Annotated in this window: 25 protein-coding genes and 1 pseudogene; 13 read left to right on the top strand and 13 right to left on the bottom strand. The window is 67.9% G+C overall.

The window, feature by feature from the left end:
• Positions 1 to 60: 60 nt before the first annotated feature.
• Together J8I33_RS24665 and J8I33_RS24670 are read right to left on the bottom strand one after the other, a co-directional pair.
• Positions 61 to 1665, bottom strand: a complete 1605-nt coding sequence (locus J8I33_RS24665; RefSeq protein WP_209939331.1) for a DUF2957 domain-containing protein — start codon at positions 1663 to 1665, stop codon at positions 61 to 63.
• Positions 1666 to 2320: 655 nt separating this feature from the next.
• Positions 2321 to 2617 (bottom strand): cupin domain-containing protein, encoded by a 297-nt coding sequence (locus tag J8I33_RS24670; RefSeq protein ID WP_050012274.1) that lies wholly within the window; start codon positions 2615 to 2617, stop codon positions 2321 to 2323.
• A 424-nt stretch (positions 2618 to 3041) separates the two neighbouring features.
• Between J8I33_RS24670 and J8I33_RS24675 the strand changes: the two genes are divergently transcribed.
• From J8I33_RS24675 to J8I33_RS24685, 3 genes are all read left to right on the top strand, one after another.
• Positions 3042 to 3986, top strand: a complete 945-nt coding sequence (locus J8I33_RS24675; RefSeq protein WP_050012273.1) for an ABC transporter ATP-binding protein — start codon at positions 3042 to 3044, stop codon at positions 3984 to 3986.
• Positions 3987 to 3989: 3 nt separating this feature from the next.
• A complete protein-coding gene (locus tag J8I33_RS24680; RefSeq protein WP_050012272.1) occupies positions 3990 to 4751 on the top strand; it encodes an ABC transporter permease in 762 nt (253 codons plus the stop codon).
• Positions 4752 to 4912: 161 nt separating this feature from the next.
• Positions 4913 to 6337: an MFS transporter gene (locus tag J8I33_RS24685; RefSeq protein WP_176016353.1), complete on the top strand. Its 1425-nt coding sequence runs from the start codon at positions 4913 to 4915 to the stop codon at positions 6335 to 6337.
• 191 nt (positions 6338 to 6528) lie between these two features.
• On the opposite strand, the gene J8I33_RS24690 is transcribed toward J8I33_RS24685, so the two are convergent.
• Complete coding sequence (locus J8I33_RS24690) at positions 6529 to 6759, bottom strand: hypothetical protein (protein ID WP_050012270.1); 231 nt, start codon at positions 6757 to 6759, stop codon at positions 6529 to 6531.
• Between the two features lie 215 nt (positions 6760 to 6974).
• On the opposite strand from J8I33_RS24690, the gene J8I33_RS24695 reads away from it, so the two are divergent.
• From J8I33_RS24695 to J8I33_RS24705, 4 genes and pseudogenes are all read left to right on the top strand, one after another.
• Positions 6975 to 7406, top strand: coding sequence for a YciI family protein (locus J8I33_RS24695; protein WP_124555520.1), 432 nt, complete (start codon positions 6975 to 6977; stop codon positions 7404 to 7406).
• 111 nt (positions 7407 to 7517) lie between these two features.
• Positions 7518 to 8324 carry a DinB family protein gene (locus J8I33_RS24700; RefSeq protein WP_089489646.1) on the top strand — a complete coding sequence of 269 codons (807 nt, stop codon included), beginning with the start codon at positions 7518 to 7520 and terminating at the stop codon, positions 8322 to 8324.
• Positions 8321 to 8431 (top strand): annotated as a pseudogene (locus J8I33_RS34600) (alpha/beta hydrolase); the annotation flags it as partial. The gene J8I33_RS24700 and the pseudogene J8I33_RS34600, both read left to right, overlap by 4 nt.
• A 132-nt stretch (positions 8432 to 8563) precedes the next feature.
• On the top strand, positions 8564 to 9439 hold the full coding sequence (locus J8I33_RS24705; RefSeq protein WP_176016393.1) for an alpha/beta hydrolase family protein: 876 nt from the start codon (positions 8564 to 8566) through the stop codon (positions 9437 to 9439).
• A gap of 28 nt (positions 9440 to 9467) precedes the next feature.
• Here the strand turns inward: J8I33_RS24705 and J8I33_RS24710 are convergent, their stop codons facing one another.
• Together J8I33_RS24710 and J8I33_RS24715 are read right to left on the bottom strand one after the other, a co-directional pair.
• Positions 9468 to 9698, bottom strand: coding sequence for a hypothetical protein (locus J8I33_RS24710; protein ID WP_050012266.1), 231 nt, complete (start codon positions 9696 to 9698; stop codon positions 9468 to 9470).
• Between the two features lie 207 nt (positions 9699 to 9905).
• Positions 9906 to 10805, bottom strand: coding sequence for a hypothetical protein (locus J8I33_RS24715; protein WP_050012265.1), 900 nt, complete (start codon positions 10803 to 10805; stop codon positions 9906 to 9908).
• 79 nt (positions 10806 to 10884) lie between these two features.
• Between J8I33_RS24715 and J8I33_RS24720 the strand changes: the two genes are divergently transcribed.
• Positions 10885 to 11223 (top strand): helix-turn-helix transcriptional regulator, encoded by a 339-nt coding sequence (locus tag J8I33_RS24720; RefSeq protein WP_050012264.1) that lies wholly within the window; start codon positions 10885 to 10887, stop codon positions 11221 to 11223.
• An 18-nt stretch (positions 11224 to 11241) separates the two neighbouring features.
• On the opposite strand, the gene J8I33_RS24725 is transcribed toward J8I33_RS24720, so the two are convergent.
• The 7 genes from J8I33_RS24725 to J8I33_RS24755 form a co-directional block, all read right to left on the bottom strand.
• A complete protein-coding gene (locus tag J8I33_RS24725; protein WP_209926963.1) occupies positions 11242 to 11490 on the bottom strand; it encodes a TonB family protein in 249 nt (82 codons plus the stop codon).
• Positions 11478 to 12617: a pyrroloquinoline quinone biosynthesis protein PqqE gene (pqqE, locus tag J8I33_RS24730; protein WP_209939332.1), complete on the bottom strand. Its 1140-nt coding sequence runs from the start codon at positions 12615 to 12617 to the stop codon at positions 11478 to 11480. Before pqqE ends, J8I33_RS24725 begins: the two co-directional genes overlap by 13 nt.
• A gap of 1 nt (position 12618) precedes the next feature.
• Positions 12619 to 12900, bottom strand: a complete 282-nt coding sequence (gene pqqD, locus J8I33_RS24735; RefSeq protein ID WP_006480620.1) for a pyrroloquinoline quinone biosynthesis peptide chaperone PqqD — start codon at positions 12898 to 12900, stop codon at positions 12619 to 12621.
• Positions 12897 to 13616: a pyrroloquinoline-quinone synthase PqqC gene (gene pqqC, locus J8I33_RS24740; RefSeq protein ID WP_050012262.1), complete on the bottom strand. Its 720-nt coding sequence runs from the start codon at positions 13614 to 13616 to the stop codon at positions 12897 to 12899. The genes pqqD and pqqC overlap by 4 nt, the downstream gene beginning before the upstream one ends.
• Positions 13617 to 13618: 2 nt before the next feature.
• Positions 13619 to 14542, bottom strand: a complete 924-nt coding sequence (gene pqqB, locus J8I33_RS24745; RefSeq protein ID WP_209926961.1) for a pyrroloquinoline quinone biosynthesis protein PqqB — start codon at positions 14540 to 14542, stop codon at positions 13619 to 13621.
• 60 nt (positions 14543 to 14602) lie between these two features.
• Positions 14603 to 14677 carry a pyrroloquinoline quinone precursor peptide PqqA gene (gene pqqA / locus J8I33_RS24750; protein ID WP_006485436.1) on the bottom strand — a complete coding sequence of 25 codons (75 nt, stop codon included), beginning with the start codon at positions 14675 to 14677 and terminating at the stop codon, positions 14603 to 14605.
• 322 nt (positions 14678 to 14999) lie between these two features.
• Positions 15000 to 17048: a sigma-54-dependent Fis family transcriptional regulator gene (locus J8I33_RS24755; protein ID WP_050012260.1), complete on the bottom strand. Its 2049-nt coding sequence runs from the start codon at positions 17046 to 17048 to the stop codon at positions 15000 to 15002.
• Between the two features lie 351 nt (positions 17049 to 17399).
• Here J8I33_RS24755 and J8I33_RS24760 point away from each other — a divergent pair, with 351 nt between their 5' ends.
• A complete protein-coding gene (locus J8I33_RS24760; protein WP_209939333.1) occupies positions 17400 to 18377 on the top strand; it encodes an alpha/beta fold hydrolase in 978 nt (325 codons plus the stop codon).
• Positions 18378 to 18430: 53 nt separating this feature from the next.
• On the opposite strand, the gene J8I33_RS24765 is transcribed toward J8I33_RS24760, so the two are convergent.
• Positions 18431 to 20761, bottom strand: coding sequence for a TonB-dependent receptor (locus J8I33_RS24765; protein ID WP_209939334.1), 2331 nt, complete (start codon positions 20759 to 20761; stop codon positions 18431 to 18433).
• A 432-nt stretch (positions 20762 to 21193) separates the two neighbouring features.
• Here J8I33_RS24765 and J8I33_RS24770 point away from each other — a divergent pair, with 432 nt between their 5' ends.
• The 4 genes from J8I33_RS24770 (at position 21194) to J8I33_RS24785 (ending at position 26506) form a co-directional block, all read left to right on the top strand.
• Positions 21194 to 22915: a methanol/ethanol family PQQ-dependent dehydrogenase gene (locus J8I33_RS24770; protein WP_069617477.1), complete on the top strand. Its 1722-nt coding sequence runs from the start codon at positions 21194 to 21196 to the stop codon at positions 22913 to 22915.
• A gap of 91 nt (positions 22916 to 23006) precedes the next feature.
• Positions 23007 to 24212, top strand: coding sequence for a c-type cytochrome (locus tag J8I33_RS24775; RefSeq protein WP_209939335.1), 1206 nt, complete (start codon positions 23007 to 23009; stop codon positions 24210 to 24212).
• 103 nt (positions 24213 to 24315) lie between these two features.
• On the top strand, positions 24316 to 24630 hold the full coding sequence (locus J8I33_RS24780; RefSeq protein WP_124594732.1) for a high-potential iron-sulfur protein: 315 nt from the start codon (positions 24316 to 24318) through the stop codon (positions 24628 to 24630).
• Positions 24614 to 26506, top strand: a complete 1893-nt coding sequence (locus tag J8I33_RS24785; RefSeq protein ID WP_209939336.1) for a sigma-70 family RNA polymerase sigma factor — start codon at positions 24614 to 24616, stop codon at positions 26504 to 26506. The genes J8I33_RS24780 and J8I33_RS24785 overlap by 17 nt, the downstream gene beginning before the upstream one ends.
• Positions 26507 to 26841 lie beyond the last annotated feature (335 nt).

A 26841-nucleotide genomic window follows, 5' to 3' on the forward strand; every position in this document is an offset into this window, starting at 1 on the left:
TGAAATTCGATTCACCGGCGGCAGCGCATGCGCCGCCGGTGTGACGTGTTCGATGCCGGGTTACTGGACGAACGCGCCGACCGTGAAGAACGGGTTGACCTGGCTGTTGTTGACGACCATCGCGTAGACATTCCCGGCCGTCACGATCCACCCCGTATCGCCCTTCTGGAAGATCGCCACGTTGCCGGCCGCGCCCTTCGCGTTGAAGTCGCTGTTGGCCGTGACCTTGACCTTGCCGGGCGATGCCTGCGTGTAGTCGAGCCCGAACTGCGCGGTCGGCGACGACGTTTGCGGATCGATGAACGCCGCGGTATTGCCCTGGAACAGCGTCGACGTGTAGTTCGCCGCGATGGTCGACACGGCGGTGCCGTCGCTGCAGTTGCCGGCAGACGGCGTGAAGTAATTGAAAGTCGTGTTGAACGTGCCGGGCAGGTCCGGATGCGGAACGAACGGATTGAAGCTCGGCCCCTGGCCTGCCGCGCTGCCCGACGGCCCGTTGTTGGTCACCACGCCGCATGCGGATGCGCTCGTCGCCCCGATGAACCCGCCCTTCAGCACGTTGGGCGCGACGGCTTTGGCGGGCGCGAGCATCGAGATGCCGACCTCCGCATCGGCCACCGAGCCCAGCGGATTGCCCGGTGCGGCATACGCATACCCGACGCGGATCACGACCGGCACCAGCGCACCGTTCAGCTTGCCGACGATCATCACGCCGTGCGCCTGGCTCGGCACGAGGATCACGAGCGGCTGCCCCTGGCCTGCCGACGGATAGGCCTGCCCCGACTGCGCGTTGCTGACGAATACGTTGTCGGGCGTACCGTCCGCATTCTTGCGCAAGGTCCACGGCGAACCGGTCGTCTGACACGAGTAGTCGCTGCCTGGCGTGATCGTGCAGGAGCCGTCCGCATTGAGCGTCTGGTTCCAGTTCACGACGTCCGGCTGCCAGCCTTGCGGCGTGGTGGTCTGATAGGTGGTGCCGGTCGGCGACAGATGAATGCCGACTTCGTTGTACACGCCGGCCACCTTCGTGAAGTCCGTTTCGGTATCGGTAAAGCCGATGAACGGATAGAAGTCGAACGTGCGCGACGGCACCGAGCCGAGGAAGAAGCCCGGCGCGAGTTCGATGCCCTGGAATGCGATCGTCGCGCCCGGAATGCCGCCGCCGACCACGCCGTTGCCGACGAACAGCATCGGCGGATCGGCGCGATTGATCGTCACCGAATATGCACCGTCGCTCGTCGCGCCGCTGTCGAGCACGAACGCGCAACGATTCTGCTCGGCCGTCGGGAGGTTGGTCGGATGATGGAACGCGCCGCTGATCGTCAGGCCCGCGCGCGTGTCGTTGATCTGCCCTGCCGAGGTCGGCACCGACGAGTCGATGAATTGCATCTGGTAAGTCAGCTTCGTCGTGTCGAACTTCACCTTCACGTATTCGCCGCTGCCGGCGCCGCCCGTATACGTCGTCGTGTAATCGAGCGCGTCCGGACACAGCTTCGTCACGACGGGCGGCGTCGTTTCGGCGCCGCTCGGCCCGCATGCGCTGCCCGAGCACTGCGGCACGGTGATCGGCCCCGGATCGTCGCCGCCGCCGCAACCGGCGACGAACGGCAGCACCAGCACCGCGCACGACAGGATCGCCTTCCGCCATTCAGGAATGCAAATCATCAACCCCTCCTTTTCAGGTACGACAAGTCTCGTCCGGCCGGGCTGCATGGCCTGCCGGTTGGTATCGCGCCGCCGCACGAATGCGCGGCGCATGACGCTGCACGCGGGACCGCCGCGAACCGGTCGGGCATAGGCGGCACACGCGGCGGCGGCGGACAAACGCGCTCCCGCGGCGCCGTCATGCGGCACGGCGCCGTCGGAACGATCGAAACGGAAAGTGGCTTGCCGCTACGGCTTGCCGCTACGGCTCGCCGCTACGGCCTGCCGCTACACGGCGAGGTGACGGCGCAGGCATGCGACCTGCGTCGCGCCTGCATTCAGCGAAAAATCGGGAAGCGGCAGTCCCGCCGGCCCGGCGGATAGGCGTCTCATGATGTTGGTCTCCATACGTACGCTTGATTCGTTTTCGTGATGCGTCGTGTGTCGAGACTATGATCGGACCATTCCCGCAAGTAAATGGATGCAGAGTTCCAAACGACGGACGCCGCGCGATCCTAGCGTTTATACGGTATTTAACAGATTTTCAAACGGCCTTCATTTTATTTGCTCAGACAAATAAACGCCGCGTGGAACACGCGTTTGAACGGCCCTGCGAATCCGCGCCGGGCCAAGCCGGCCGGCCTTCCGCGGCCAGCACGCATGCTGCGGCGCACCCTCACACGTCGATGATCGCGAGCGTGCCGTGGCTGCCGGGCAGCACCGCGTGGCGCGTGCCGGCGCGCGCGAGATACATCTGCCCGGCGCCGACCACGACCGTTTCCGCTTCGACCTCGAGCATCAACGTGCCGTCGAGCACCAGCAGCCCCTCGTTGTAGTCGTGCACTTCCGCTTCGTAAGGCTGGGCATCCATGCGCAGCACCTTGATCCGGGCCGGACCCACTTCGCCGACGATCGTGGATTGCCATGCGCAGGCCTGCGCGTTTGCCACGGATTTCAAATCGATCAAAGACATGCGCGCCGCTCCGTATCGCCGGGAAAGGAACGCATTATCGCGAGCGCCACGCGTGTCGTCCCGGTACGGCGCGAGGGCCGGCGGGCGGCACAGTCGGCCAGCCGGCCGGGTGGCCACGCGAGCGCGGGCCGATTGACGGAAAACGACCGGAATTGTTCGCGCCACTCAAATAAAACACCGAATCATTGAGCAATATCACCGCAATCCACCCAAATTCGGCACCGGCACGACCCGGCCTTTCCATCAGAATGCATTTCGATCTGCCGATTGCTAATATGGCGGTCCCGCGATCCCGCACCACCCTGCCGTTCGACATGACGCCCGTTCGCCATGCCGTCCCCGGTCCCGGCCGCTTCGCAGCGGCGGCGGCGCCGGGCACGCGCGGCGCCGGCCGTCGCGCCGGCCGGCCGTGCCATCCGTGAGCATGCAACCGATCCTTTCCGTCTCCGACCTCTCCAAGACTTACGCGTCCGGCTTCCAGGCGCTGAAGCACGTGACCCTCGACATCCGCCCCGGCGAGATCTTCGCGCTGCTCGGGCCGAACGGCGCCGGCAAGACGACGCTGATCGGCTCGATCTGCGGCATCGTCACGCCGACCGAAGGCCGCGTGACGGTCGGCGGCCACGACATCCGCGATCAATACCGCGCGGCCCGCGAAATGATCGGCCTCGTGCCGCAGGAGCTGACCACCGACGCGTTCGAATCCGTCTGGGCCACCGTATCGTTCAGCCGCGGCCTGTTCGGCAAGGCGCCCGATCCCGCGTACATCGAGAAGACGCTGAAGGCGCTGTCGCTGTGGGACAAGCGCGACAACAAGCTGATGACGCTGTCGGGTGGCATGAAGCGCCGCGTGATGATCGCGAAGGCGCTGTCGCACGAGCCGCGCATCCTGTTCCTCGACGAACCGACGGCCGGCGTCGACGTCGAGCTGCGCCGCGACATGTGGAAGCTCGTCGATTCGCTGCGCGAAAGCGGCGTGACGATCCTGCTGACCACGCACTACATCGAGGAAGCGGAGGAAATGGCCGACCGGATCGGCATCATCCTCGGCGGCGAGCTCGTGCTCGTCGAGGAAAAGCGCGAACTGATGCGCAAGCTCGGCAAGAAACAGCTCACCGTGCAGCTCGAGCAGCCGCTCGCGGACGTGCCGCCCGCGCTCGCGCCGTTCGGGCTCGAACGCGCGGAAGACGGCGCCGCGCTCGTCTATACGTACGACTCGCAGCGCGACGACGCGAGCATCGCGAAGCTGATCAACGCACTCGGCTCGGCCGGCATCGGCTTTCGCGACCTGCACACGACGCAGAGCTCGCTCGAGGACATTTTCGTCAGCCTGATCGACAACCGCCGCAACGGCGTGCAAGGAGCCTGACGTATGAACTGGCATGGAATCCGCGCGATCTACCGCGCAGAAATGGCTCGCACGCGCCGCACGCTGATGCAGAGCATCATCGCGCCGGTGATCTCGACGTCGCTGTATTTCGTCGTGTTCGGCTCCGCGATCGGCTCACGCATCAGCGACGTGAACGGCATCGGCTACGGGTCGTTCATCGTGCCGGGCCTCGTGATGCTGTCGCTGCTGTCGCAGAGCATCTCGAATGCGTCGTTCGGCATCTACTTCCCGCGCTTCACCGGCACGATCTACGAGATCCTGTCCGCGCCCGTGTCGTATTGGGAGATCGTGATCGCGTACGTCGGCGCGGCCGCGTCGAAGTCGATCCTGCTCGGCGTGATCATCCTCGCCACGGCCGGCCTGTTCGTGCCGCTGCACATCCTGCATCCGGTCTGGATGGTGCTGTTCCTGGTGCTGACGGCTGTCACGTTCAGCCTGTTCGGCTTCGTGATCGGCATCTGGGCCGACAGCTTCGAGAAGCTGCAGCTCGTGCCGCTGCTGATCATCACGCCGCTCACGTTCCTCGGCGGCAGCTTCTACTCGGTCGACATGCTGCCGCCCGCATGGCGCGTCGTCACACTGTTCAATCCGATCGTCTACCTGATCAGCGGCTTTCGCTGGTCGTTCTACGGGATCGCCGACGTGCACGTGTGGATCAGCCTCGCCGCGACCGCGCTGTTCCTCGTGATCCTGCTCGCGATCGTCGCGTGGATGTTCCGCACCGGCTACAAACTGAAGAATTGACGCCGGCGAGCGTCGCGCGCGCCGCCCGACGATGACGCATTTGGGCAAGCAGGCGGCGCTTTTCCTCCGATACGGCAGTTTGTGGTCGCGTCTACTGAATACGAAGCATCGGGGCCGTCGAGCATGCGCTGCGCGGCCCCTTTTTCATTTCAGAGGACGCCATGCCCACCGCCACCGCTCCCGCCTCCGCCGCCGCCCGGCTCGAACGCCTGCCGTTCTCCGGCTATCACAAGCGCATCTTCTTCATCATCGCGATCGCGTTCTTCTTCGACTCGGTCGATCTCGGCACGATGACGTTCGTGCTCGGCTCGATCCGCAAGGAGTTCGGGCTGTCGACGGCCGCCGCCGGCCTCGTCGCGAGCGCGAGCTTCTTCGGGATGGTGCTCGGCGCGGCCGTGGCCGGCCTGCTCGCCGACCGCTTCGGCCGCCGGCCCGTGTTCCAGTGGAGCATGGTGTTGTGGGGCGCCGCGTCGTACCTGTGCTCGACCGCGCAGAGCGTCGACGCGCTGATCGTCTACCGCGTGCTGCTCGGCATCGGGATGGGGATGGAGTTTCCGGTCGCGCAGACGCTGCTGTCCGAATTCGTGCCGACCGAGAAGCGCGGCCGCCTGATCGCGCTGATGGACGGCTTCTGGCCGCTCGGCTTCATCACGGCCGGCATCGTCGCGTATTTCGTGCTGCCGCAATTCGGCTGGCGGACCGTGTTCGCGCTGCTCGCGATTCCGGCCGTGTTCGTGCTGGTCGTGCGCCGCATCGTGCCGGAATCGCCGCGCTGGCTCGAACATGCGGGCCGGCACGCGCAAGCCGACACGGTGATGCAGACGATCGAGGCGAAGGTGATGCGCTCTGCCGGCGTCACGACGCTGCCGCCGCCGTCGCGGCTCGCCGAGCCGGCCGCCGCGCGCGGCCACGGCGCGTTGCGCGAGATCTGGAGCGGCGTGTACCGCCGCCGCACGGTGATGGTGTGGCTGCTGTGGTTCTTCGCGCTGCTCGGCTTCTACGGCCTCACGTCGTGGCTCGGCGCGCTGCTGCAGCAGGCCGGCTTCGAAGTCACGAAATCGGTGTTCTACACGGTGCTGATCTCGCTCGGCGGCGTGCCGGGCTTCCTGTGCGCCGCGTGGCTCGTCGAGCGTTGGGGCCGCAAGCCGACCTGCATCGCGTCGTTGATCGGCGGCGGCGCGATGGCGTACGCGTACGGCCAGAGCGCGCTGTACGGCGGCAGCACGACGCTGCTGATCGTCACGGGCCTCGCGATGCAGTTCTTCCTGTTCGGGATGTGGGCGGCACTGTACACGTACACGCCCGAGCTGTACGGCACCGGCGCCCGCGCGACGGGTTCGGGCTTCGCGTCGGCGATCGGCCGGATCGGCTCGCTGATCGGGCCTTACGTGGTCGGCGTGGTGTTGCCGGTGTTCGGCCAGGGCGGCGTGTTCACGCTTGGCGCGCTGTCGTTCATCGCGGCGGCCATCGCCGTGTGGACGCTCGGGATCGAGACGAAGGGGCTCGCGCTGGAGCAACTGGCGGCAGGCGACGACGCGGGCGGCAGCGGCCGGTATCCGGCGGCGGCAGCGGACGAGGCGTCCTGATCGCCGGGTGGGTTGTCAGGCCGTTTCGAGCCGAATCCAGGTGCTCCTCGATCTCGACCTCATCCTGCCGATGCACGGCGCGGCGATCGCGCATGACATTCCGCGCGTGCTCGCCGCGCGATCGTCCAGTGCGAGGCCGCCGCCGCGTAAGCCGCGGCGGCGGTCATCCGGCACGGGTACAGCGGCGCCCGTCAGGCGTCGGCGACGACGAACTCTTCGGCCGCCTTGCGCTGGACCGCGGCCATCACGGCCAACTCGCGCTTGCTGCGCGTATCGCCGGACACGACGCCCGTCGCGTGCTTCGCCTTCGCGCCCAGCGGGAAAAAGACGAACGACGCGCCGGCCGGGGCCGCCGGCTCCGCGCGCAGGCGTTTGTTCAGGATTTTCAGATACTTCTTCTTCGAGACTTCCTTAGCAGCCATGGCGCCCTCCGCGTACACGTGATGCGGACCAGCATACCAGTTTTGCCGATGCGCTCCGTGACAGCGGCCGCGCGGCGCACCGACTCCATCGCGCGTGAAAATTTCTCGCCCGCGATGTCGATTAGCGTCGCCGTCGCGCGTCGTGTTGTCGTAACCGATCGTTTTGCCGTCGCACCGTCGGCAAGCGCCCTGTTCCCTTTCAAGGAGAGACGACAATGCGCGTCATGGTCATCGTCAAAGCCACCGCCGATTCCGAATCCGGTCGGCTGCCCGACACCGACATGCTGGCCGCGATGGGCCAGTTCAACGAGGCACTCGTGAAAGCCGGCATCCTGCTCGCCGCCGACGGGTTGCACCCGAGCAGCCGCGGCAAGCGCGTGCACTTTTCCGGCAAGAACCGCACGGTCGTCGACGGCCCGTTCGCCGAAACGAAGGAGCTCGTCGCCGGCTACTGGCTGTGGCAGGTGAAATCGATGGAGGAAGCCGTCGAATGGGTGAAGCGCTGCCCGAACCCGATGCCCGGCGACTCCGACATCGAGATCCGCCCGCTGTACGAACTCGAGGAATTCGGCGACGCGTTTACGCCCGAGCTTCAGGAGCAGGAAGCGCGCATCGTCGCGGAAATGGACGCGCGGCAGAAGCGCTGAGCGGGGCAAGCGGGCGGTGTGGGCGCAGCCCGCCTGTACCCAAATGAGCCGGTTGACGAAGCCCTGGTCAGTAACGTATCGTTTTGACACGTTACTGACCAGGGCTTCGTCATGCATTCCCGTTTCGACCGTTTCCGCTTGACCGCGCTCGGCGCCCAGCTTGAAGCGCTGATCGAGCAGCCCGAGCGCTATCTCGAGTTCGCGGCGCTGTCGCGCGTCGGCGTCGCCGCGATCGGCGCGATCCAGGACGAGATCGCGCACAAATTCCCCGAAATCGAAGCCGACACGACGGCCCGCCAATTCTGCGGCGCGATGGTCGCCGACGTCATGCGCCGCCACGGCCACGAGGTCGTGCAGGCGCGAGGGCGGCTCGGCGGTGCGCTGTTCAGCTATGGCGCGGTATTCAGCGCATCCCCGCACCGGCTGCCGTTCGCCGACATCGTCGCCGCGCTGGCGCGCATGCCGGCCCGGCTCGCCGCTTACGCCGCGCACGTACCGGCCGCGCTGGCCACGCGCCGCCCGGCCGGCACCGGCTTCTCGCTGGTCGAACATGCGTGCCACCTGCGCGATCTCGATGCGGTGTTCGCCGCGCGCATCGACGCCGTGCGCACGGCCGAGCTTCCCGCGATCGAATCCGTCGACGGCACCGCGCTCGCCGCGCAACGCGACTATCTCGCGCAGCCGCTCGATCTCGCCGTCGCGGCATTCGGCAGTGGCCGCGCCGCGCTGTGCGCCACCGCGGCCGCGCTGGAGCCAGCGCAACTCCAACGGTGCGGGCTGCGCGACGGCATCCGCCGCATGTCGCTCGACGAACTCGTGCGCGAACTGCTCGATCACGACCGCACGCACGTGCTCGAACTCGACGAACTCCTCGCGGAACTCGAATTGCCGCCCCTGCCTGCAGCGGCGGCCGCATGATCGCGCCCGCGCCCGTCGTCTCCATTCACGGTTTCATCGGCACGTTCGACGTGCACGGCTGGCACGGCCCGCATCTTTGCCCCAACCTGCTCGGCTACGGCGCGCATCCTATGCAAACCGTCCGCCTGACAACCCGTAGGGTTCGCCGAAATATGGTTGAAAGGCGCGATTGCTAAAGTCGTCGCAACAGGGTTTTCCCGGCCTCCCGCCCCGGACTGGAACGACACATGCAAGGATCGATGAACCTGGCACGTACTTTCTGGCTGCTACTGCTGCTCGCCGTCACGAGCCCTGCGTTCGCCTTTCATGCGCGGGTCGTCGCGATTCCGAGCGCCGCGATGAGCGAAACGCTGAAGGCCACCATCGTGCTGCCCGACGATTACGCACGCGACAACCACGGCGAGCGCTACCCCGTCGTCTATCTGCTGCACGGCTCGGGCGGCGACCATACCGACTGGACGTCGAACACGCACATCGCCGCGCTGGCCGACCGCTATCGCGTGATCCTCGTGATGCCCGACGGCGGACATGAAAGCTGGTACATCGACAGCCCGTTCGATTCGGGCAGCCGCTACGAGACCTTCGTCGGCGATGAAGTCGTGTCCTATGTCGACCTGCATTTCCGCACGATCGCCGCCCAGCACGCGCGCGCGATCACCGGGCTCAGCATGGGCGGCTTCGGCGCCCTGCGCATCGCGCTCGACCGGCCCGACACGTTCGGCGCGGTGGGCAGCATCAGCGGCGCGGTCGATCCGCGCTGCTGCACGGACGAGCCGGGGATCGCACACGTGTTCGGTGATCCCGATCGCCATCCGTCGTTCTGGAACCGAAACGTGATCGTCGAAAACGCGCGGGCATTCGTGCGCGCTCATCTCGACCTGACGATCGATTGCGGCCGCGACGACGCATTCGTCGACTCGAACCGCACGCTGCACGAACGGCTCGTCGCGCTCGGCGTGCCGCACGACTATGCGGAGCGGCCGGGCGGCCATACGTGGGACTACTGGGCGAATGCGATCCGCTACCAGATGCGGTTCTTCGCGACGTCGTTCCAGCATCGCGGCTACGCGTACCGTGCCGCGCCGCCTGCACCGGGTATGACGCGCGCGGGCTGACGCACGAAAAAGAGAAACGACGAAGCCGTCAGTTGCCGTGCGTGGTGTCCGCGCCGACGACGCGATCGAAGAATTCCTGCGCACGCGCCAGCTCGTCGAGCGCGCGATCGAGACGCGACATCGCGCGTGCGTATTCGGCCGACGAGCCGTCGTCGTCGCTTTCGCCGCGCACCGCGCGAAACGCCTGATCGACGTTGCGCGTCGCTTCGACGAAGCGTTGTGCGGCCCGGGCTTCCGGCGAACAGATGTGGGTCGACATCGACACTCCTCCGTCAGGATTGCAGTGTGAAGCACGCCGACGCCCAGTGTGCGTGGTACGCATGTCGGCGACGTGAACCACGACCCGTCGCGTGTCGACGCATCGGCCGCCGCACCGCGCGCTTCGTGCCGATTGTCGCTCCGCGCTCGTCGATCCGCTACGGCGAGATTGCAACAAATTCTTGCGCGAACGGCGTCGCGCCCGGCGTCACGCGCGCCCGATGCGCGGATGCGCGAGCCCGGCGAACGCGGCCGCCTCGCCCGGCGACAGGTCGAACAGATCGCCGGTGAGATCGCGCGGATGCTCGGCCGCCGGCCGGTTGCGCAGGCGCGCGACATGCGTGGGCGCCACGTACGCGGCCGCCGTTTCGAGCGGCGGCACGTCGAACAGATCGCGCGTGACGCCGCGCACGGCGTCGGTCGGCGAACGGCCGCGCAAGCGCGCGACCAGCTCGACGAAGCGATCGAAATCGCCCGCGCGCGTGGCCTTGTTCACTTCCGCGAGATCGCGCGCCTTCAGCACGCATGGCTGCGCGAGCCGCACGAAATACGGTGCCTCGAGCTCGACCGACAGCGCGAGCGGATAGCTCTTGCCCGTCTGCTCCTTCGCACGCCCGATGCAGTCAACCACGGCCGCGCCCTGCGCGGCGCCCAGCGGCCTGCCCGTGCTCACGCTGCGCAGATGGTCGGGAAACACGCGCAACTGCGTACCGACCGTCAGCGCGGTGGACGACGCGCACACGAGCGCGTAATGCTGCTCGCGACGCCGGCCCGACGGCAACGTCGAGCGGCTGGCGATGAACGTGTGCGGCGGCAACGGCCGCACCTGACCGCTTGCGTCGACCCACGCATTCCACAGCAGCGCGTCCTTGCGCTCGCCCGCGCGCGGACGCGACGCGACCGGCGAAAACAATGCGAGCAGCGAACCCGTGCGATGCGCGGCGACTTGCGCGCTGCTGCCGAGCGGCTGGTTGATGCCCCACAGAAAACGCCCGCCGCCGAGCCGGCGCTCCCATTCCTTGCGGAGCACGACGGTCGGCAATTCCTCGCCGGACTCGGCGCCGATCTTGGTCCAGCAGAACGTGGGTGGGAGGTGTTTCAGTGTCATCAACTTTCTCGGGGATACAGCCTCGCTGCTGACAGCAAGCCCATTCAACAGCCGTAACTGTATAGGTATAATGCATCGCATGGAAGCCCCGGACCAAGATTTTCCCGTTCAAGACCTGTTGCGCCGCTTGATGGCAGACACACGCTCGTCCAGCGAAATTGCGCGACTTTCCGGGGTCAGCCAGCCAACCGTGTCGCGCCTTCGGCTGTCGAACGGGCGCCGGCTGCGCCGCAGCGCGCCATTCAACAAGCTATGCAGTTTCTATGGCGTCGATACCGAGCCGTCGCGGCGCCGGTACAACGACCTGCTGCGCGACGCGATCGTCGACGCGTGGGACGGGTCGGACGAGCACGGGCGCGCGCTGCTGGTCGTGATTCAGGGGCTGAAGGGTTTGCAGGCGAAGGCGGACGACGGGTGATGTCGCCAACGTGCCCGGTCATTCATCGGGATTGAACGGGATCGGCGCGCGCGCCCGCATCGGCGACGGCGCGCCGTTTTCTACGTGTGTGGCGCAGCGGCTCGCCGGCGCCGCATCGCGCGCGGCAGCATCGAGGCGCGGATAGCCGCTGCCGGTCACGACACGCGCGGCGACCACCCGGCCGGCCGCATCGGTTTCCAGTTCGACGAGCGCGGTGCCGTGTTCGCCCGTGCCGTCGTCCTGGCGGCGCCCCGTCAGCCGTCGCACGCCGCGCTGCATTGCGCGAGCGAATTCTCCTTGCTGCGAAAAACCAGCGGCTGCTCGTCGCGCGGCGCGCGACGTCGCGCGAACTGCGCGGCCTGTTCGATCTGACCGTGATGAGCCGACTTCGCACACACCGGATCGGCTTCCTTCGGATCGCCGGCCAGCAGGTACGCCTGACACCGGCAACCGCCGTGATCCGCATGCCGCTCGTCGCACGTACGACACGGCTCGCGCATCCAGTCGTCGCCGCGAAATGCATTGAACGCATCGCTGTCGTACCAGATGTCCCGCAGCGAGCGATCGCGCACGTTCGGCAGCGCAAGCCCCGGCAGCGACCGCGCGGCATGGCACGGCAGCGCGGTGCCGTCCGGCGCGACGCCGAGGAACACCGAGCCCCAGCCGTTCATGCACGCCTTCGGGCGGCGCTCGAAATAGTCGGGCACGACGAACAGGATCTTGCAGCGCTCGCCGATCAGCTTCCGATAGCGGTTGACCGTGTCCTCGGCCTCGCGCACCTGCTCGACGGTCGGCATCAACTGGTCGCGATTGAGCATCGCCCAGCCGTAGTACTGCGTGTTCGCGAGTTCCAGGTAATCCGCGCCGAGATCGAGCGCCATCTCGATGATCTGCCCCACGTGCGGCAGGTTGTAGCGATGCAGCACGCAGTTGAGCACCATCGGGTAGCCATGCGCCTTGATCAGCCGTGCGACATCGCGCTTCAGTCCGAACGTGCGCGTGCTGGTCAGGAAATCGTTCAGCTCGCGCGTCGAATCCTGCAGCGACAACTGGATGTGGTCGAGCCCGGCGGCCTTGAGCCGCTCGATGCGCGCGACGTTCAGCCCGATGCCCGACGTGATCAGGTTCGTATAGAAGCCGAGCCCGCGCGCATGCGCGACGAGCGTCTCGAGGTCGCCGCGCTGCAGCGGCTCGCCGCCCGAGAAGCCGATTTGCGCGGCGCCGAGCGCGCGCGCATCGCTGATGACCGTGCGCCACGCGTCGGTGTCGAGTTCCGCGCCGTGCGTCGCGAAGTCGACCGGGTTGTAGCAGAACGCGCAGTGCAGCGGGCAGCGGTACGTGAGTTCCGCGAGCAGCCACAGCGGCGCGGACGGATGGGGCGTGTCGGGTGTCATGTCAGTCCAGCCAGCCGCGCAGTCGCGCATGATCGAGGAAACGGTAGACGTCGGTCGCGAGATCCGATTGCATGAACAGGCGCTCGAGCTCGCCGATGATGTCGTCCAGTTCGCGCGTGCCGTCGCAGCGCGCGAGAATCTCGCCGGCGCTCGGGTTGAGCTTGACCATGCCCTCCGGATAGAGCAACACGTACGCATCCTGGGCCGCCTCCCATTGCAGGCGGTACATGCCCCTGAGGCAGGGGCGCAGCGGCACGCCGCTGGCGGCTTCGATCGCGTTCATAGGGGGTAGGCCTTTTCGACGGCGTCGAGCATCGACCACAGGATGTCGAGCTTGAATTGCAGAATGCCGAGCGCGCGCTGCTGCGCGTCCGGTGTCGTGAAATGCTGCAGCGTGACCGCGAGCCCATGCTCGACGTCGCGCTGCGCGAGCGGCACGCGGCTGCGAAAGTAATGCAGCCCGGCCGGCTCGATCCACGGGTAATGCGACGGCCAGCCCGCGAGCCGGTCGAGATGGATCTGCGGCGCGAACATCTCGGTCAGCGACGAGCACACCGCTTCCTGCCACGGCGCGCGCCGCGCGAAGTTCACGTACGCGTCCACCGCGAAACGCACGCCGGGCAGCACGTGTTCGAGCGACCACAGCTCGTCACGCGTCAGACCGCATGCCTCGCCGAGCCGCACCCACGCCTCGATGCCGCCTTCGTTGTCGCCCTGCCCGTCGTGGTCGATCAGCCGCTGGATCCAGCGGCGTCGCGTTTCGCGGTCGGGGCAGTTCGACAGGATCGCCGCATCCTTGAGCGGGATGCAGATCTGGTAATAGAAGCGGTTCGCGACCCAGCCGCGGATCTGCGTGGGCGAACAGGCGCCGCTGTTGAGCCGCCGGTTGAACGGATGATGGATGTGATAGCGCGATTCGAGCGCACGCAGGCGCGCCTCGAATTCGGTCGCGGTCCAGGGCGTCGCGTGCAACGCCGTAGCGGGGATCGGTGCGTTCATCGTCAGACCTGGAATTGCATGCCGTCGTGCGCGACGTCGATGCCGTGCGCGCGCAGGTGCGCGTGCTCGACGGAATGCGGATCGAGAATCGGGTTCGTGTTGTTGATGTGCGTGAGCACCTTGCGCGTGCGCGCGGGCAGCGTATCGAGCCAGTCGATCATGCCGGGCCGCCCGGGTTCCGCGCACTGCGCGAGATGTCCCATGTCGGCCGCGTGCTTGCCCGACAGGCCGAGATCGATCATCTCGGTGCCGGTCCAGAACGTGCCGTCCACCAGCACGAGATCGACGCCGTCCATGGCCGCACGTACCTCGTCGGTGACCGACGCGAGCCCCGGCGCATAGAACGCGCGCCGCCCGCTCGCGACGTCTTCGATCGACAGCGCGATGTTGTCGCCGGGCACGGCCGACGCGCGTCGCGGCGAATAAGGCGGCGGCTTGCTGTCGACGGCGAGCGCGGTGAAACGGATCCCGCTCGCGGCCGGCACCGCGAACGGCTCGCCGGGCACGATCGTGTGCGCGGCCACGCCGCAGTAATGGCCGAGCAGCGGCACGAGCGGCAAGCCGGTCGACAGGTCGTCGAGCACCGGCGCGCTCGCGTAGAGCGGCAGCGGCGTCGAACGCTCGCGCAGCATCAGCAGGCCCGTCACGTGATCGATCTGCGCGTCGCACAGCACGACGGCGGCGATGCCGCTGTCGCGAATCGCGCGCGCCGGTTGCAGGTCCGGATCCGCGCGCAACTGGGAAAGGATGTCGGGCGACGCGTTGACGAGGACCCAGTCGACGCCGTCGTCGCTGACCGCGATCGACGACTGCGTGCGCGGCAGCACATGGCCGCTTCCGCTGCGCGCACGGCGGCAGTTCGCGCAATTGCAGTTCCATTGCGGCAGCCCGCCGCCGGCTCCCGAGCCGAGTATCTTGATCTTCATGGCGTCAGCTCCCGAGGCCGCCCGCGCCGATCACGGCGAAACGGGCGGCACGCACGGCGATCAGCGGTTGGCGATGTACATCGTGATTTCGAAGCCGAAACGCAGGTCGGTGTAAGACGGTGTCGTCCACTGCATGGTGTGTCTCCTGTCTGAATTGATGAGTCGATGAGTCGATGCGTTGCTGGATGAATCGAACGACCGCGGCAATCGAGCGGTCGGTTTCTATTCAGCAAGGAGCGTGCCGAAGCCGCTTTTCGGCGGCCCGGCGGCGGTAGACGGCCATCATCCGGGCATCGCGGCGGAATCCTTACGAATAGCCGACACGATTCGCGCGAATGCGTTCCGCCACCCCGGCGGAACGCTGTCCGCGCGTGGTCACAGGTGTTGAATCGTTGAACACCGGTGTTGCAACTTGACACACCGGCTGTGACAGGTCGCGCGCAGCGCGACGAGCGCGTCAGCTTTCGTCGGACGGCTGGCGCCCTGCGTCGGCGGCCGGCATCTTCCGGTAGATCGTGTTGCGCGAGACGCCGAGCGCGCGCGCCGCGGCGGACACGTTGCCGCCGTGACGGGCCAGCGCGGCGGCGATCGCGGACGCGGCGACGTCCTGCAGGCGCGCATCGACGGAAGGCAACGCGTCCGCGGCGCCCGGCCCGGCCGCGGTGCTCGCCGCGGCGGGCGAATCGGGCGTGGCCGGCACGGCCTGCCCGGTCTGCACGGCATCGCCGCGCCGCAGGTCATCGAAGAAGTCGTCCGGCAGATGCTCGCGCCGGATTTCGCCATCGTCGTCGACCATGGCCGCCGCCGTGCGCAGCAGGTTGCCGAGCTGGCGGAAGTTACCCGGCCACGTGCAGCGCACGAACAACTCCATGACGTCCGGCGCGACGGACAGCGGCGGCCCGCCCGGCCCCGCGAACGCCTCGCGTTGCAGCATCTTCTGCACGACGACCGCGAGATCCGTGCGGTCGCGCAACGGCGGCAGGCGCACCACGAGGCCGTTCAGCCGGTAGTAGAGATCCTCGCGGAAACGGTTCTGCGCGATCATCTCGCGCAAGTCGCGGTGCGTCGCGCAGATGATCGCGATGTCCACGGCAATCGTCTTCGTCGACCCGAGCGGGTTCACGAGGCGCTCCTGCAGCACGCGCAGCAGCCGCACCTGCAGCGGATACGGCATGTCGCCGATCTCGTCGAGGAACAGCGTGCCGCCGTTCGCCTGCAGCAGCTTGCCGATCGCCCCCTTGCGGCGCGCGCCGGTAAATGCGCCCTCCTCGTAGCCGAACAGCTCGGACTCGATCAGCGTCTCCGGAATCGACGCGCAGTTGACCGCGACGAACGGCGCGTCGCGCCGCGGCGAGTCGTTGTGGATCGCCTGCGCGAGCAGTTCCTTGCCGGTGCCGGTCTCGCCGGTGATCAGGATCGGGATGTCCTTGCCGATCACCTTGCGCACCTTCGCGATCACGCACGCGACCTGCGCATCGCCAGTGTCGAGATAGTTGAGCCGCGACAGGCCGGCCGACGTGCCGGCCGCCGGCGCGGGCGCCGCGTTCGCGCGTGCGGCCGGCGCGCCCGCGTCGTGGACGTCCGTCGGCCGGCTGCCTTCGGCGAGCGTCGCGCGGCGGAAGTGCACGCGCGCGCAGACCACCGCGCCGTTGCCGAGATTGAGCATCAGGTGCCGGTCGGTGCTCGCGCGCATGCGGTCGATCAGCTGCGCACTGGTGACGTCGAACAGCGACGACAGCGTGTGCGCGCGCAGCGCCGAGAGCGGCATGCCGAGCTGGAACTGCGCGCTGCGATTGGCCGACAGGAAGCGCCCGTCGGCGGTGAACGCGACGATCCCCTCCATCAGCGTGCCGAGGAACTCGGGGCGGCCATGAAACGACACCTGCAGCGTTTCCTGAAAGGTCGTCGTAAACAGGTGATTCTCGATCATCTGCACCGACATCTTCGCGAGCGCCATCGTGTGCTGGTGATAGCTGCGGTGGTCGCCCGTCACGTCGAGCACGCCGATCGCGTCGCCGTACGGATCGAGGATCGGCACGCTCGAACAGGTCAGGAAGCGGTTCGCGGCCAGGAAGTGCTGGTCGCCGTGGACGACCATCGGGCACAGCTCTGCCAGCGCCGTGCCGATCGCGTTGGTGCCCTGCCGGCTCTCCGCCCAGTTCGCGCCCGGGCGCAGCGCGACCTTCTCCGCGCGGCGCAGGAAATCGTCGTCGCCGATCGAATGGAGAATCAGCCCTTCCGCATCGGTCAGCACGATCATGCTCTGCGTGTTGACGATCTGCTCGTGCAGCGTCTCCATCACCGGCATCGCGTGCACGCACAGCACCCGGCTCTGCTCGCGCTTGAGCACCAGCGCCGCGTTCGACAGCACGTCGTAGTCGGGTCGTGCCGATACCTGGAGGCCGAACGTCTCCGAGCGCTCGTGGGCCTTCTGGATCGACGGCGCGGGCCAGCCAGCGGGATGCGCGGCCCGTGACCCGGCCGCCTGCTCTACGTCATCGCGCATTGTCTCCTCCGGGGGATCCTTCCGGTCAACTGCCGGACTCTTTGCCGTCATTGCAAGCAAGCATCGGGCCACGCGGGCGCCGCGCGATAAATTGAAAGGACGATGTAATGAATCATCCGGGCGCGGCCGGGCGTGTCGTGTCGCGTCGCGCGACGAGCAGGCCTTCGTGATACCGCGAATTCCCGACGCGTGACTACCCGTGCGAATCCGGATCCTCGCGGCTGGCGCGTTTCTGGCTTTATCGCAGAACCCGTCCGGCCGCTGCCCGGCCGCGTGACGGTTGCCTTCCGATTCCGCCCGAACCCTATCGACATGACGCGTCGCCCGATTCGATCCACGCCGTCGCCTGCCATGCGGGCCTTGCCCGACGCATCGACGTCACCGCCCACGCCCGTTCGCCGACACCTGCACCGGGACGCGCAATCGATCGCGTTCGCCGTGGCCGGCGCCGCGCAAGGCCATCCGGTCGTCGTACTGCACGGCGGACCCGGCAGCGGCAGCCAGGCCGGCATCCTGCGGCTGTTCGACCTTGCCCGCGTGCGCGTCGTGCTCGTCGACCAGCGCGGCGCGGGCGCGTCGACACCGCGCGGCGGCACGCGTCACAACGACACCGCGCGGCTGATCGCGGATCTCGAAGCGGTGCGCGAACAGCTCGGCATCGCACGCTGGGGCGTCGTCGGCGGATCGTGGGGCGCCGCGCTCGCGCTTGCGTATGCGGGCACGCATCCGGGACGGGTAACGGGCGTCGTGCTGCGCGGCCTGTTCCTGACGTCGCCACGCGAAGTCCGTGGACTCTTCGTGACGTCCCGCACGCGCGCGCCGCGCGAATGGCGGCGCCTGCATGCCGCGGCCGGCGGCGGCCGGCCGGAGCGCCTGCTGTCGCGCTGCGCTGCGGGGCTGCGCCGCGGCGCGAGCACAACCCGGCAGCGCATAGTCGCGCTCGCGTGGCACGCATACGAAAACGCGATCCTCGCATCAGTACGCACACGCCGCTCGCCCGTGCGCCCGATTCGGTCCCAGAAGACCGTCGGCCGGCTGATCGACAAATACCGGATCCAGGCGCACTACCTGCAACACGATTGCTGGCTCGGCGAGCGCCGCGTACTCGCGCTCGCGCGACGGGCCGCACTGGCCCACGTGCCGCTGTTCGCCGCGCACGGGATGGACGATCCCGTTTGCCCGGTCGGCAACGTCGAGCGCCTCGCGCGCGCCGTGCCCGACGCGACAATCGAACGCGTGAAGGCCGGGCATCTGCCAAGCGATCCCGCATTGGCGCGCAGCGTCGCCCGCGCCGTGAATGCGATGTTCGCGATGGTGCCGTTCCCGTGACGGCCCGCGCCCGGTCGTGTCGCGACGGGACCGCACACGCAGCCGCATCACGCTCAATCCCACGCATAGCGCATGCCGACCCACGCGCCGCGCGGCGCGCCCGGCCCGACGAACTGCTCGTTCACCGGATTGGCGCCGTCGAACGTATGGTTCGCCCCGTTGAAGAAATTCTGGCCGAGTGCGCCGAAGCTCGCGTAGCGCTTGTCGAACAGGTTCGTCACGCTCGCGAACACCTCGAACCGCTTCGTGACCCGGTAACGCATGTCGAGATCGACCAGCACGTAGCCGGCGATCCGGCCGTTCACATCGCCGTTGTTCTCGTCGCCGCGCGCGTACACGCCGCTACGCCACACGACGTTCGCGCCGATGTCCCACGCGGACGTCGCCGCATAGTCGAGCCGCAGTTTCACCGTATGCGCGGGAATGCCGGGGATGCGGTCGCCCGGCTTGACCGTCACGTTGCCGTTCGCGTCGGCCGCCGAATTCGCGGGGCTGTGTTCGGTCCACGACGATCGGTAGGTCGCATCGACATGGCTGTACGACAGCCCGACACCGAGCGGGCCGAACCGCGTGCGGCCGGCGAGCTCGATCCCCTGCCGCCGCGTATCGCCGACGTTGCGGAAGTAGCCCTGCGCGCTGGCCGGGCTGCTGATGAACTGGATGTCGTCGGTCAGCGTCGTGCGGTAGGCCGCAGCGCTCCAGGTCGTCGCCGCGCCGATGCGGCCGCGCACGCCGGCTTCGAACGTCTTCGAGATCACCGGCTTGAGCGCCGGGTCGGCGATGAAGTCGTTCGGCAGCGAACACGGCGCGGCCGGGTCCGCGCACGCGAGTTCGATCGCGGTCGGCGAACGCATGCCTTCGTTGTAGGCCGCATACGCGGTGAAGCCCGCGACCGGGTTCCAGTTGAGCCCGACCGCCGGGTTGAAGCGCGAGAACACATGGGCGCCGTCGAGTAGCGGCTGCACGCCGCTCTCGTCGCCGATCTGCGCTTTCGACCAGTCGTAGCGGCCCGACAGCGTCAGCGTCCAGTGCGGCGTCAGCGACAGCGCGTCGCTCAAGTACACGCCGACATTCACGTTGCGCGTCTTCGCGCTGGTCTGCGGGACGAAATCGCCGATGCCGATCGCCGCGCGCGCGTCGGTGAAAGACGCGTCCTGCGATGAGGCAACGTAGCTCGAGTTCGCGACATCGGCCGAGACGCCCGCGACCAGCCGGTTCGCCATCCCGCCGAGCTTGCCGAGCAGCGTGAGCTGCACGCTGCCGCCATAGCTGTCGGTGACGATCGTCGATTGCGCGTTGCTGCCCTGCATCGTGTCGACCGTGCCATCGTCGTCCACCGATCCGTAATCCGTATTGTTGTTGCTGCTCGTGTTGACGTTGCGCAGGTGCCGGTAGTACGCATTGCCGCTCAGCTCGACGTCTTCGCCGAAAAAGCGGTCGCCCGACAGCGTCAGGTAGCCCGCGCTGTTGCGGTTCCGGTCCGGATACGTATATGCCTGCTTCCGGTTGTCGAGGAACGAGCGCGGGATCGTCTGGGTGCCGGACAGCGTGTTGTCCGCGCCGCCTGCGGCGATCGACAGCGTCGTGTCCGCATCGGTGTAGCGCAGCTTGCCGAACGCCTGCCGCACGCGGCTCGCGTTATGGTCGGCCCAGCCGCCGTCGTTCGCGACGTTCGCGGTCGCGTAATAGTCGAGGTTCGGGCCGATCGTGCCGCCCTGCTCGATGCTCGCGGCCTTGCGGCCCCACGCACCGCCCGACACCTCCGCTTCGCCGCCCGGGCTCGACCTGCCGTTCTTCGTCGTGATCGCGAGCGCACCGCCGAGCGTGTTGAGCCCGTACACCGGGTTGGAGCCCGGAATCAGCTGCACGCGGTCGATCGCCTGCGTGGGCAGGATGTCCCAGTTCACGACGTCGCCGAACGGCTCGTTCACGCGCACGCCGTCGACGAACACCGACAGCCCCTGCGGCGTGCCGAGCAGCGGCGACGCGGTGAAGCCGCGATAGTTGACGTCCGTCTGGTACGGGTTGCCCTGCGCATCCGAGATCGTCACGCTCTGCAGGTTCGCCGCGAAGAAATCGGCGAGCGTCGCGCGGTGCTGCGCGTCGAGTTCCGCCGCACGCACCGTCTGCACGTTCGCCGGCACCTCCGACAACGGCGTGCCGATCCCGAGCAGCGGCGTCGTGCCGACGACGACCACCGCGGGCAGCACGATGGCCGGCTCGGGCGGCGCGATCGCGCTGCCGTCGGCCTGCTGCTGCGCGCGCACGCTGCCGGGCGGCAGGCCGAACAGCGCCAGCGCGCCGACGGTCGTGCCGATGCATCGCGCACGCCGGCCGCGCCGCGTCGCGCCGGCGCGCACGGCGCCATTTGGTCTCCTGATCATTCCATTGTCTCCGCACTTGTTTTCCGCCGGGCCGCGCGATGCACCGCGCGGCGCCGGGTTGTCGCGAAGCCCGCGTGCGAGAACCGTGCCAGCGCCGCGAGCGCAAGCGGTGCGCGCCGCGTCGCCCCTCGCTTTGCGAAACGCATGCGTTCGGCCGATGTCCCGCTGTTCTACGGACTGCGCCACCTGTCATGTTTGGCAACACTTCCCGCGCGACGGTGTACCTGAATGCAACACCTGCGCCGACGCCACGGCGCGGGTCGTCGATCGGCCCATCGCAAGCGATATGCCGGTGTGCCGCGCCACACCGGCTTCCTGCCGCGATGGCATGCGATTTGCGTGACGGGCAGTGCACTCGGCCCGGAAACCCCAACCGTGCCGGCGCGACGAATCGTTCGCGGCGGTGCGACCACAATGACCCAGGAGACAACCATGAAGAAACTCTCGGCTTCAGCGAGCCGGCTGGCGACGATCGGCATCGCGGTGGCAGCCGCCGTCGCGCTGAACCCCGGCCTCGTCGAAGCGGCCGCGGACTACCCGGCCGTGACCTACCAGCGCCTGACCGATGCACACGGCGATCCGGGCTGGCTGACCTACTACCGCACCTACGACGGCCGCTCGCATTCGCCGCTCAAGCAGATCGACACGTCGAACGCGAAGGATCTCAAGCAGGTGTGGGCGTACAAGTTCCCCGCCGACCTGAAGCAGGGCTTCGAGGCCACGCCGATCGTCAACGGCAACTACCTGTTCGTGACGACGCCGAAAGACAACGTCTACGCATTCGATGCGAAGACCGGCAAGCAGCTGTGGAAATACGAGCCGAAACTCGGCGCGGCCTCGTTCAAGACCGCGTGCTGCGACGTCGTCAACCGCGGCGTCGCGCTGTACGGCAAGAACGTCTACATCGCGATGCTGAACGGCGAAATCGCGGCGCTCGACGCGCAGACCGGCAATCTCGTGTGGAAGAAGCAGATGTTCGAGCCGGGCCTCGGCTACGCGTTCTCGCTCGCGCCGCTCGCGATCGACGGCGCGATCGTCGTCGGCACGTCCGGCGGCGAATACGGGATTCGCGGCTACATCGCCGCGCTGAATCCGGAAGACGGCTCGCAGGTCTGGAAACGCTACACGATCCCCGCCGCCGGCGAAAAGGGCGCGGAAACCTGGCCCGACGGCATGCAGAGCCACGGCGGCGGCGCCGCGTGGCTGACCGGCACGTACGACGCCGCGTCGCGCACGCTGTACTGGGGCGTCGGCAACCCCGGCCCGTGGCTCGCGGCGCTGCGCCCCGGCGACAACCTGTATTCCGACTCGCTGCTCGCGCTCGATGCGAAGAGCGGCAACCTGAAGTGGCACTACCAGTACACGAACAACGACACGTGGGACTACGACGGCGTGAACGCGGCCGTCCTCGCGGACATCAAGTACAAGGGCAAGGACTACGACGCGATCATTCACGCGGATCGCAACGGCTTCTTCCATGCGATCGACCGCACGACCGGCAAGCTGATCTACGCGACGCCGTTCGTGAAAGCGTTGTCGGTCACCGGCTACACGGAAGACGGCAAGCCGATCCAGGACGCATCGAAGTTCCCGAAGGCCGGCACGACGATCGAGACGTGCCCGAGCTTCCTCGGCGGCAAGAACTGGTGGTCGATCTCGTACGACCAGGAACGCAACATCGCGGTCGTGCCCGCGCTGCATGCGTGCATGAGCCTGACCGGCAAGTCGGTCAGCTACATGGAAGGGCTGCCGTATCTCGGCGAAGGCTTCGAGATCAAGCCCGAACCGGGCAGCGAAGGCTACGGCGAACTGACGGCCATCGACGTGAACACCGGCAAGAAGCTGTGGAGCCACTGGTCGAAGAAGCCGTGGAACGGCGGCGTCGCGACCACGGCGAGCGGCCTCGCGTTCAGCGGCTCGCTCGACGGTCACCTGTACGCGTTCGATACGGCGACCGGCAAGGTGCTGTGGGAAAGCCCGCAACTGGCGAGCGGCATCATTTCGCAGCCGTCGGTGTACGAGGTCGACGGCAAGGAATATGTCGCCGTGCTCGCCGGCTATGGCGGCGCGAACCCGATCTGGGGTGGCCCGATGGCGGACATCGCGAAGGACGTTCCGCGCGGCGGCACGCTCTACGTGTTCGCGCTGAACTGACCCGGCGCTACGGCCGAATCGCGCCCGAGTCGCGCCCGCATGCGCCCGATGCGGGCGCGACGCCCCACCCGCTTCAACCGGACACACCACCATGAATACTCGCCTCACTTCCGTTACCGTCGCCAGTCTGCTCGCCGTGGGCGTGGCGCTGACACCGGCAGCCGCGTCGGCCGGCGTGCGCGTCTGCACGCTGCCCGGTAGCCCGACCACTGCGCTCGACCGCTCCGTTGCGCGCGAAGTGTTCCGCGCCGCGGGCATCGCCGCGACCTTCAACGCACGCGGCGTCGACGACAACGGCGACGACGACGGCATCTCCGCCAGCGAGCTGACGAAATCGCTCGAACGCGACTGCGACGTGATCGCCGGTTTCCCGCGTTCGGCGATCGCCGATGCGTCGGGATCGAAAATGACGTTCTCGCAGGGCTATCTGCGCTCAGGCTACGTCAGCGTGTCGCTGCCCGATGCGCCAGCGCCGTCCGGCGCCAAGGAAACGATCGCGGCCACGTACGGCAGCCCGTCGCAACTGATCGCCGCGCAGCAGGCGAACGCACGCTTCGACCTCGAGAACACGAGCGAGAAAACGATCGGCGCGCTCGCCGCGGGCCGCGCGCAGCGCGCGATCGTCTGGTACCCGAGCGTCGTCGCGTACGAGCGTGCCCATCCGAAACAGCGGTTCAAGGTGGCGGCGACGTCGTCGCCGTACTCGGACTGGCAACTGTCGTTCGCATTCGGGCCGGGCAAGGACGCGCTGCAAAAGCGTATCGACGCCACGCTGGCGCAGATGAGCGGCAACGGCCGTCTCGCATCGCTCACGCGCGGCTGGACGCTCCCCGCCGACATCGCGCAAGCCGCCGCCACGCACGTGCCCGGCCGGTTTCTCGACGGCGCGATCGCGTCCGCGCAGCGGCCGGCGAAGAGCGGTTTCATCAAGGTGTCGACGAGCGAAGGCAGCGGCGTCCCGTCGTTCGACCAGGCGCAGGTGCAGCACGGCAAGAAGCTCTACGGCGACGCGTGCGCGAAATGCCACGGCGACCAGCTCGAGGGCAATACCGCGCCCGCGCTGAGCGGGGAATCGTTCGCGCCCGAGGGCAAGTCGCACATCACGGTCGGCGGCATCTTCCTGTACATGTCGAGCAACATGCCGGCCGATCGCCCCGGCAAGATGAGCGCACAGGAATACGAGGACCTGATGGCGTTCCTGCTCTACTCGAACGGCTACGACGCGTCGCAGAGCAAGCTGACCGCCGATATCGCCAACGCGTCGAAGGCGCCGCTCATCGCCGGGCCGCGCAAGTAACTTTCCCGCCCGCTTTCGTTTCGGTCGACCGCCGCGCCGGGCAGCCTGCCCGGCGCGCGGGTCCGGCTTTTTCTTTTCATTTCATTTCGTTCAGGACGACATCATGATCTCCCGCCATCGCAGAACCTTCATCGTGCAGGCCGCCGGCCTGTGCGCCGCGCTCGCGGCCGGCACGCGCGCCTTCGCGGCCGCCCCGCCCGTCGACGAAAACGACGCGACAGCGAAGACGCTCGGCTACCGCGCAAAGGCGACGACCGTCGACTCAGGCAAGTTCCCGAAGTATCAGGCGGGTCAGACGTGTTCGAACTGCCGCTTCTACAAGGCTGCCGCGGGCGAATCCGTCGGCACGTGCCCGATGTTCGCGGGCAAGACGGTTGCCGCCGAAGGCTGGTGCAACGTCTATGCGAAGCTCGCTTGATGCCGGGCCCGCCCGCGAGCGCGACGACGCGTCGCGTCGCGGCGCGGACGCCGAACGCGCGGTGCATCTGCATGCGCTGATCGCGCTGGGCATCGACCGCGGATACGTGACGCACGGCGAAATCGCCGATGCGTTGCCCGATGCGTTGCCGGATAACGCGGCCGAACGCGCGGATGTCGACGCAGCCGCGTCGATGCTGCGCGAGTTCGGCATCGACGTATGCGAGCATGCCGGCGAGCACACTGGGTGGACGCTCGACCGTCATTTTGCGCAGGTGTCGGAAGTCGCGTCGCCGCTCGCCGACGCATCGACGCCGCTCGCGGCCGACGACCTGCTCGCGGGCCGGACCAACGATCCGGTCCGGCTCTATCTGCGGGAAATGAGCGCGACGCCGCTGCTCGAACGCGACGAGGAGATCGCGCTCGCGCTCCGTCTGGAAAGCGGACGCGCCGCCTGCATCGACGCATTGAGCCGCGATCCGGCGGCGCTCGCGGCCGTCGCGGCGATCGCGGACGACATCCGTGCCGGCAAGGCGGCGGCGTCGGTTTACGTGACGGGGCTTACCGGTGAGATCGAATCGCCTGCAAGTACGCCGTCGATGTTGCCCGACGATCCGGCCATGGCGTCGCCGGCGCCGGACGATGCGGCCGGCCCTTCCGTCGACAGCGACGCGTGGCGCGATACGGTCGTCGAAGCGCTCGAGCGCGCCGGTGCGCTGGCGCCGGCCATGCAGCATGCATTGCACACGGACGGTTTCGCGTCGGCCGCCAGCCGAGCGCTGCTGCGCGAAGCGGCCGCGTTGACCGGCGCCATCCGCTTCACGTCACGCGCGATCGAACGCATCGGGCAAGCGAACCGCGAGCGCGCGACCCGAGCGCGCACGTTCGAAAAGCGGCTCGTCGACACGCTGGCCGCTGCGGGCATACATGCCGAATCCGCGCGCCACGACCTCTTCGCGCCGTGCGACGACGTATACGCATGGCTGCACGCATGCGGCACCGCGCATCCCGACTGCGCCGGCGCCCTCGCCCGCCATACGCCGGCGCTAATCGACGCGCGCGGCGCGCTCGCGCGCGTCGCCGCTCAGTCGCCGTTGCCGCTCGACATCGCGATTGCGCTCGACGCGCGGTGCTCGCGTATCGAGCGGGCGATGCAACCCGCGAGAACGAAGCTGTTCCAGAGCAACCTGCGGCTCGTCGTGTCGGTCGCCAAACGCTATGCCGATCGCGGCCTGCCGTTCTCCGACCTGATCCAGGAAGGCAATATCGGGCTGATGAAGGCCGTCGATCGCTACGATCACCGGCGCGGCTTCAAATTCTCGACCTATGCGACCTGGTGGATCCGGCAGGCGATCACCCATGCGCTCGCCGATCTGGGCCGCACGATACGCGTGCCCGCGCATACGGTCGATACGCTCAACAAGCTGTCGCGGCTCGCACGCATCCATCGGCAACGAACCGGCGACGTCGCCGACGCGCGCGCGCTTTCCGCGCAGATGCGGCTGCCGGTCGACAAGGTGCGCGAGCTGATGGGCATCGTGCGCGAACCGATCTCGGCCGACCTGCCGGTTTCGCCCGATCACGACCTCACGCTGTGCGACGTCACGATCGACCCCGACGCGCCGACGCCGGAAGAAGCCGCGAGCGCCGGCCAGTTGCGCACGGCAGTCGCGGCGCTGATCGATTGCCTCCCCGCGCGCGAAGCATGGATTCTTCGCCTGCGCTACGGGATCGACGTCGACAACGAGTATTCGCTGCGCGAGATCGGCCGGCAACTGAACCTGTCGGCCGAACGCGTTCGTCAGCTCGAGGTGGCGGCGCTCGAACGCATCCGGCAATTCCGGCACGCACCAGCGCTGCGCTCGCTGCTCGCCTGACGCGCCCGTGCCGGGCGAGCACGCGACGGCTCGCACACCGAACTGCTCAGGACTGCAACACGCCTGCTGCATTTGTGAACGCCGCACCGCATCGCGCTGCCGTCCGCAAACCCGACGGTTTGGCTGGATCGGGTGTCACGCGCCCGGCTGTCGCGGCTTTCGCCGCAGCCGCGCACCGGTCGCGCAACTGGCACGCATGTTGCGTTTTCCCGGGCACCGTCAGGAATTACACGAACGCAGGGAGACTCGCTTGTCCAAGATTGAATCGGTTCTTCACGAAACCCGTCAGTTCGCGCCGCCCGCGGCGCTCGAGCAGACGGCGACCATTTCCGGCA

This window comes from Burkholderia sp. AcTa6-5 (genome assembly GCF_017815075.1).
Classification (GTDB): domain Bacteria; phylum Pseudomonadota; class Gammaproteobacteria; order Burkholderiales; family Burkholderiaceae; genus Burkholderia; species Burkholderia sola.

Excerpts from the sequence above, each read along its gene's own strand:
- J8I33_RS24760 (WP_209939333.1), top strand. The coding sequence starts at position 17,400 with ATGCGGGCCTTGCCCGACGCATCGACGTCACCGCCCACGCCCGTTCGC.
- J8I33_RS24765 (WP_209939334.1), bottom strand. The coding sequence starts at position 20,761 with ATGATCAGGAGACCAAATGGCGCCGTGCGCGCCGGCGCGACGCGGCGC.
- J8I33_RS24755 (WP_050012260.1), bottom strand. The coding sequence starts at position 17,048 with ATGCGCGATGACGTAGAGCAGGCGGCCGGGTCACGGGCCGCGCATCCC.
- J8I33_RS24715 (WP_050012265.1), bottom strand. The coding sequence starts at position 10,805 with ATGACACTGAAACACCTCCCACCCACGTTCTGCTGGACCAAGATCGGC.
- J8I33_RS24665 (WP_209939331.1), bottom strand. The coding sequence starts at position 1,665 with ATGATTTGCATTCCTGAATGGCGGAAGGCGATCCTGTCGTGCGCGGTG.
- J8I33_RS24685 (WP_176016353.1), top strand. The coding sequence starts at position 4,913 with ATGCCCACCGCCACCGCTCCCGCCTCCGCCGCCGCCCGGCTCGAACGC.
- J8I33_RS24695 (WP_124555520.1), top strand. The coding sequence starts at position 6,975 with ATGCGCGTCATGGTCATCGTCAAAGCCACCGCCGATTCCGAATCCGGT.
- J8I33_RS24675 (WP_050012273.1), top strand. The coding sequence starts at position 3,042 with ATGCAACCGATCCTTTCCGTCTCCGACCTCTCCAAGACTTACGCGTCC.
- J8I33_RS24690 (WP_050012270.1), bottom strand. The coding sequence starts at position 6,759 with ATGGCTGCTAAGGAAGTCTCGAAGAAGAAGTATCTGAAAATCCTGAAC.
- J8I33_RS24770 (WP_069617477.1), top strand. The coding sequence starts at position 21,194 with ATGAAGAAACTCTCGGCTTCAGCGAGCCGGCTGGCGACGATCGGCATC.
- J8I33_RS24705 (WP_176016393.1), top strand. The coding sequence starts at position 8,564 with ATGAACCTGGCACGTACTTTCTGGCTGCTACTGCTGCTCGCCGTCACG.
- J8I33_RS24710 (WP_050012266.1), bottom strand. The coding sequence starts at position 9,698 with ATGTCGACCCACATCTGTTCGCCGGAAGCCCGGGCCGCACAACGCTTC.
- J8I33_RS24720 (WP_050012264.1), top strand. The coding sequence starts at position 10,885 with ATGGAAGCCCCGGACCAAGATTTTCCCGTTCAAGACCTGTTGCGCCGC.
- J8I33_RS24775 (WP_209939335.1), top strand. The coding sequence starts at position 23,007 with ATGAATACTCGCCTCACTTCCGTTACCGTCGCCAGTCTGCTCGCCGTG.
- pqqC (WP_050012262.1), bottom strand. The coding sequence starts at position 13,616 with ATGAACGCACCGATCCCCGCTACGGCGTTGCACGCGACGCCCTGGACC.
- J8I33_RS24785 (WP_209939336.1), top strand. The coding sequence starts at position 24,614 with ATGCGAAGCTCGCTTGATGCCGGGCCCGCCCGCGAGCGCGACGACGCG.
- J8I33_RS24670 (WP_050012274.1), bottom strand. The coding sequence starts at position 2,617 with ATGTCTTTGATCGATTTGAAATCCGTGGCAAACGCGCAGGCCTGCGCA.
- J8I33_RS24780 (WP_124594732.1), top strand. The coding sequence starts at position 24,316 with ATGATCTCCCGCCATCGCAGAACCTTCATCGTGCAGGCCGCCGGCCTG.
- J8I33_RS24680 (WP_050012272.1), top strand. The coding sequence starts at position 3,990 with ATGAACTGGCATGGAATCCGCGCGATCTACCGCGCAGAAATGGCTCGC.
- J8I33_RS24700 (WP_089489646.1), top strand. The coding sequence starts at position 7,518 with ATGCATTCCCGTTTCGACCGTTTCCGCTTGACCGCGCTCGGCGCCCAG.
- pqqB (WP_209926961.1), bottom strand. The coding sequence starts at position 14,542 with ATGAAGATCAAGATACTCGGCTCGGGAGCCGGCGGCGGGCTGCCGCAA.
- pqqD (WP_006480620.1), bottom strand. The coding sequence starts at position 12,900 with ATGAACGCGATCGAAGCCGCCAGCGGCGTGCCGCTGCGCCCCTGCCTC.
- pqqE (WP_209939332.1), bottom strand. The coding sequence starts at position 12,617 with ATGACACCCGACACGCCCCATCCGTCCGCGCCGCTGTGGCTGCTCGCG.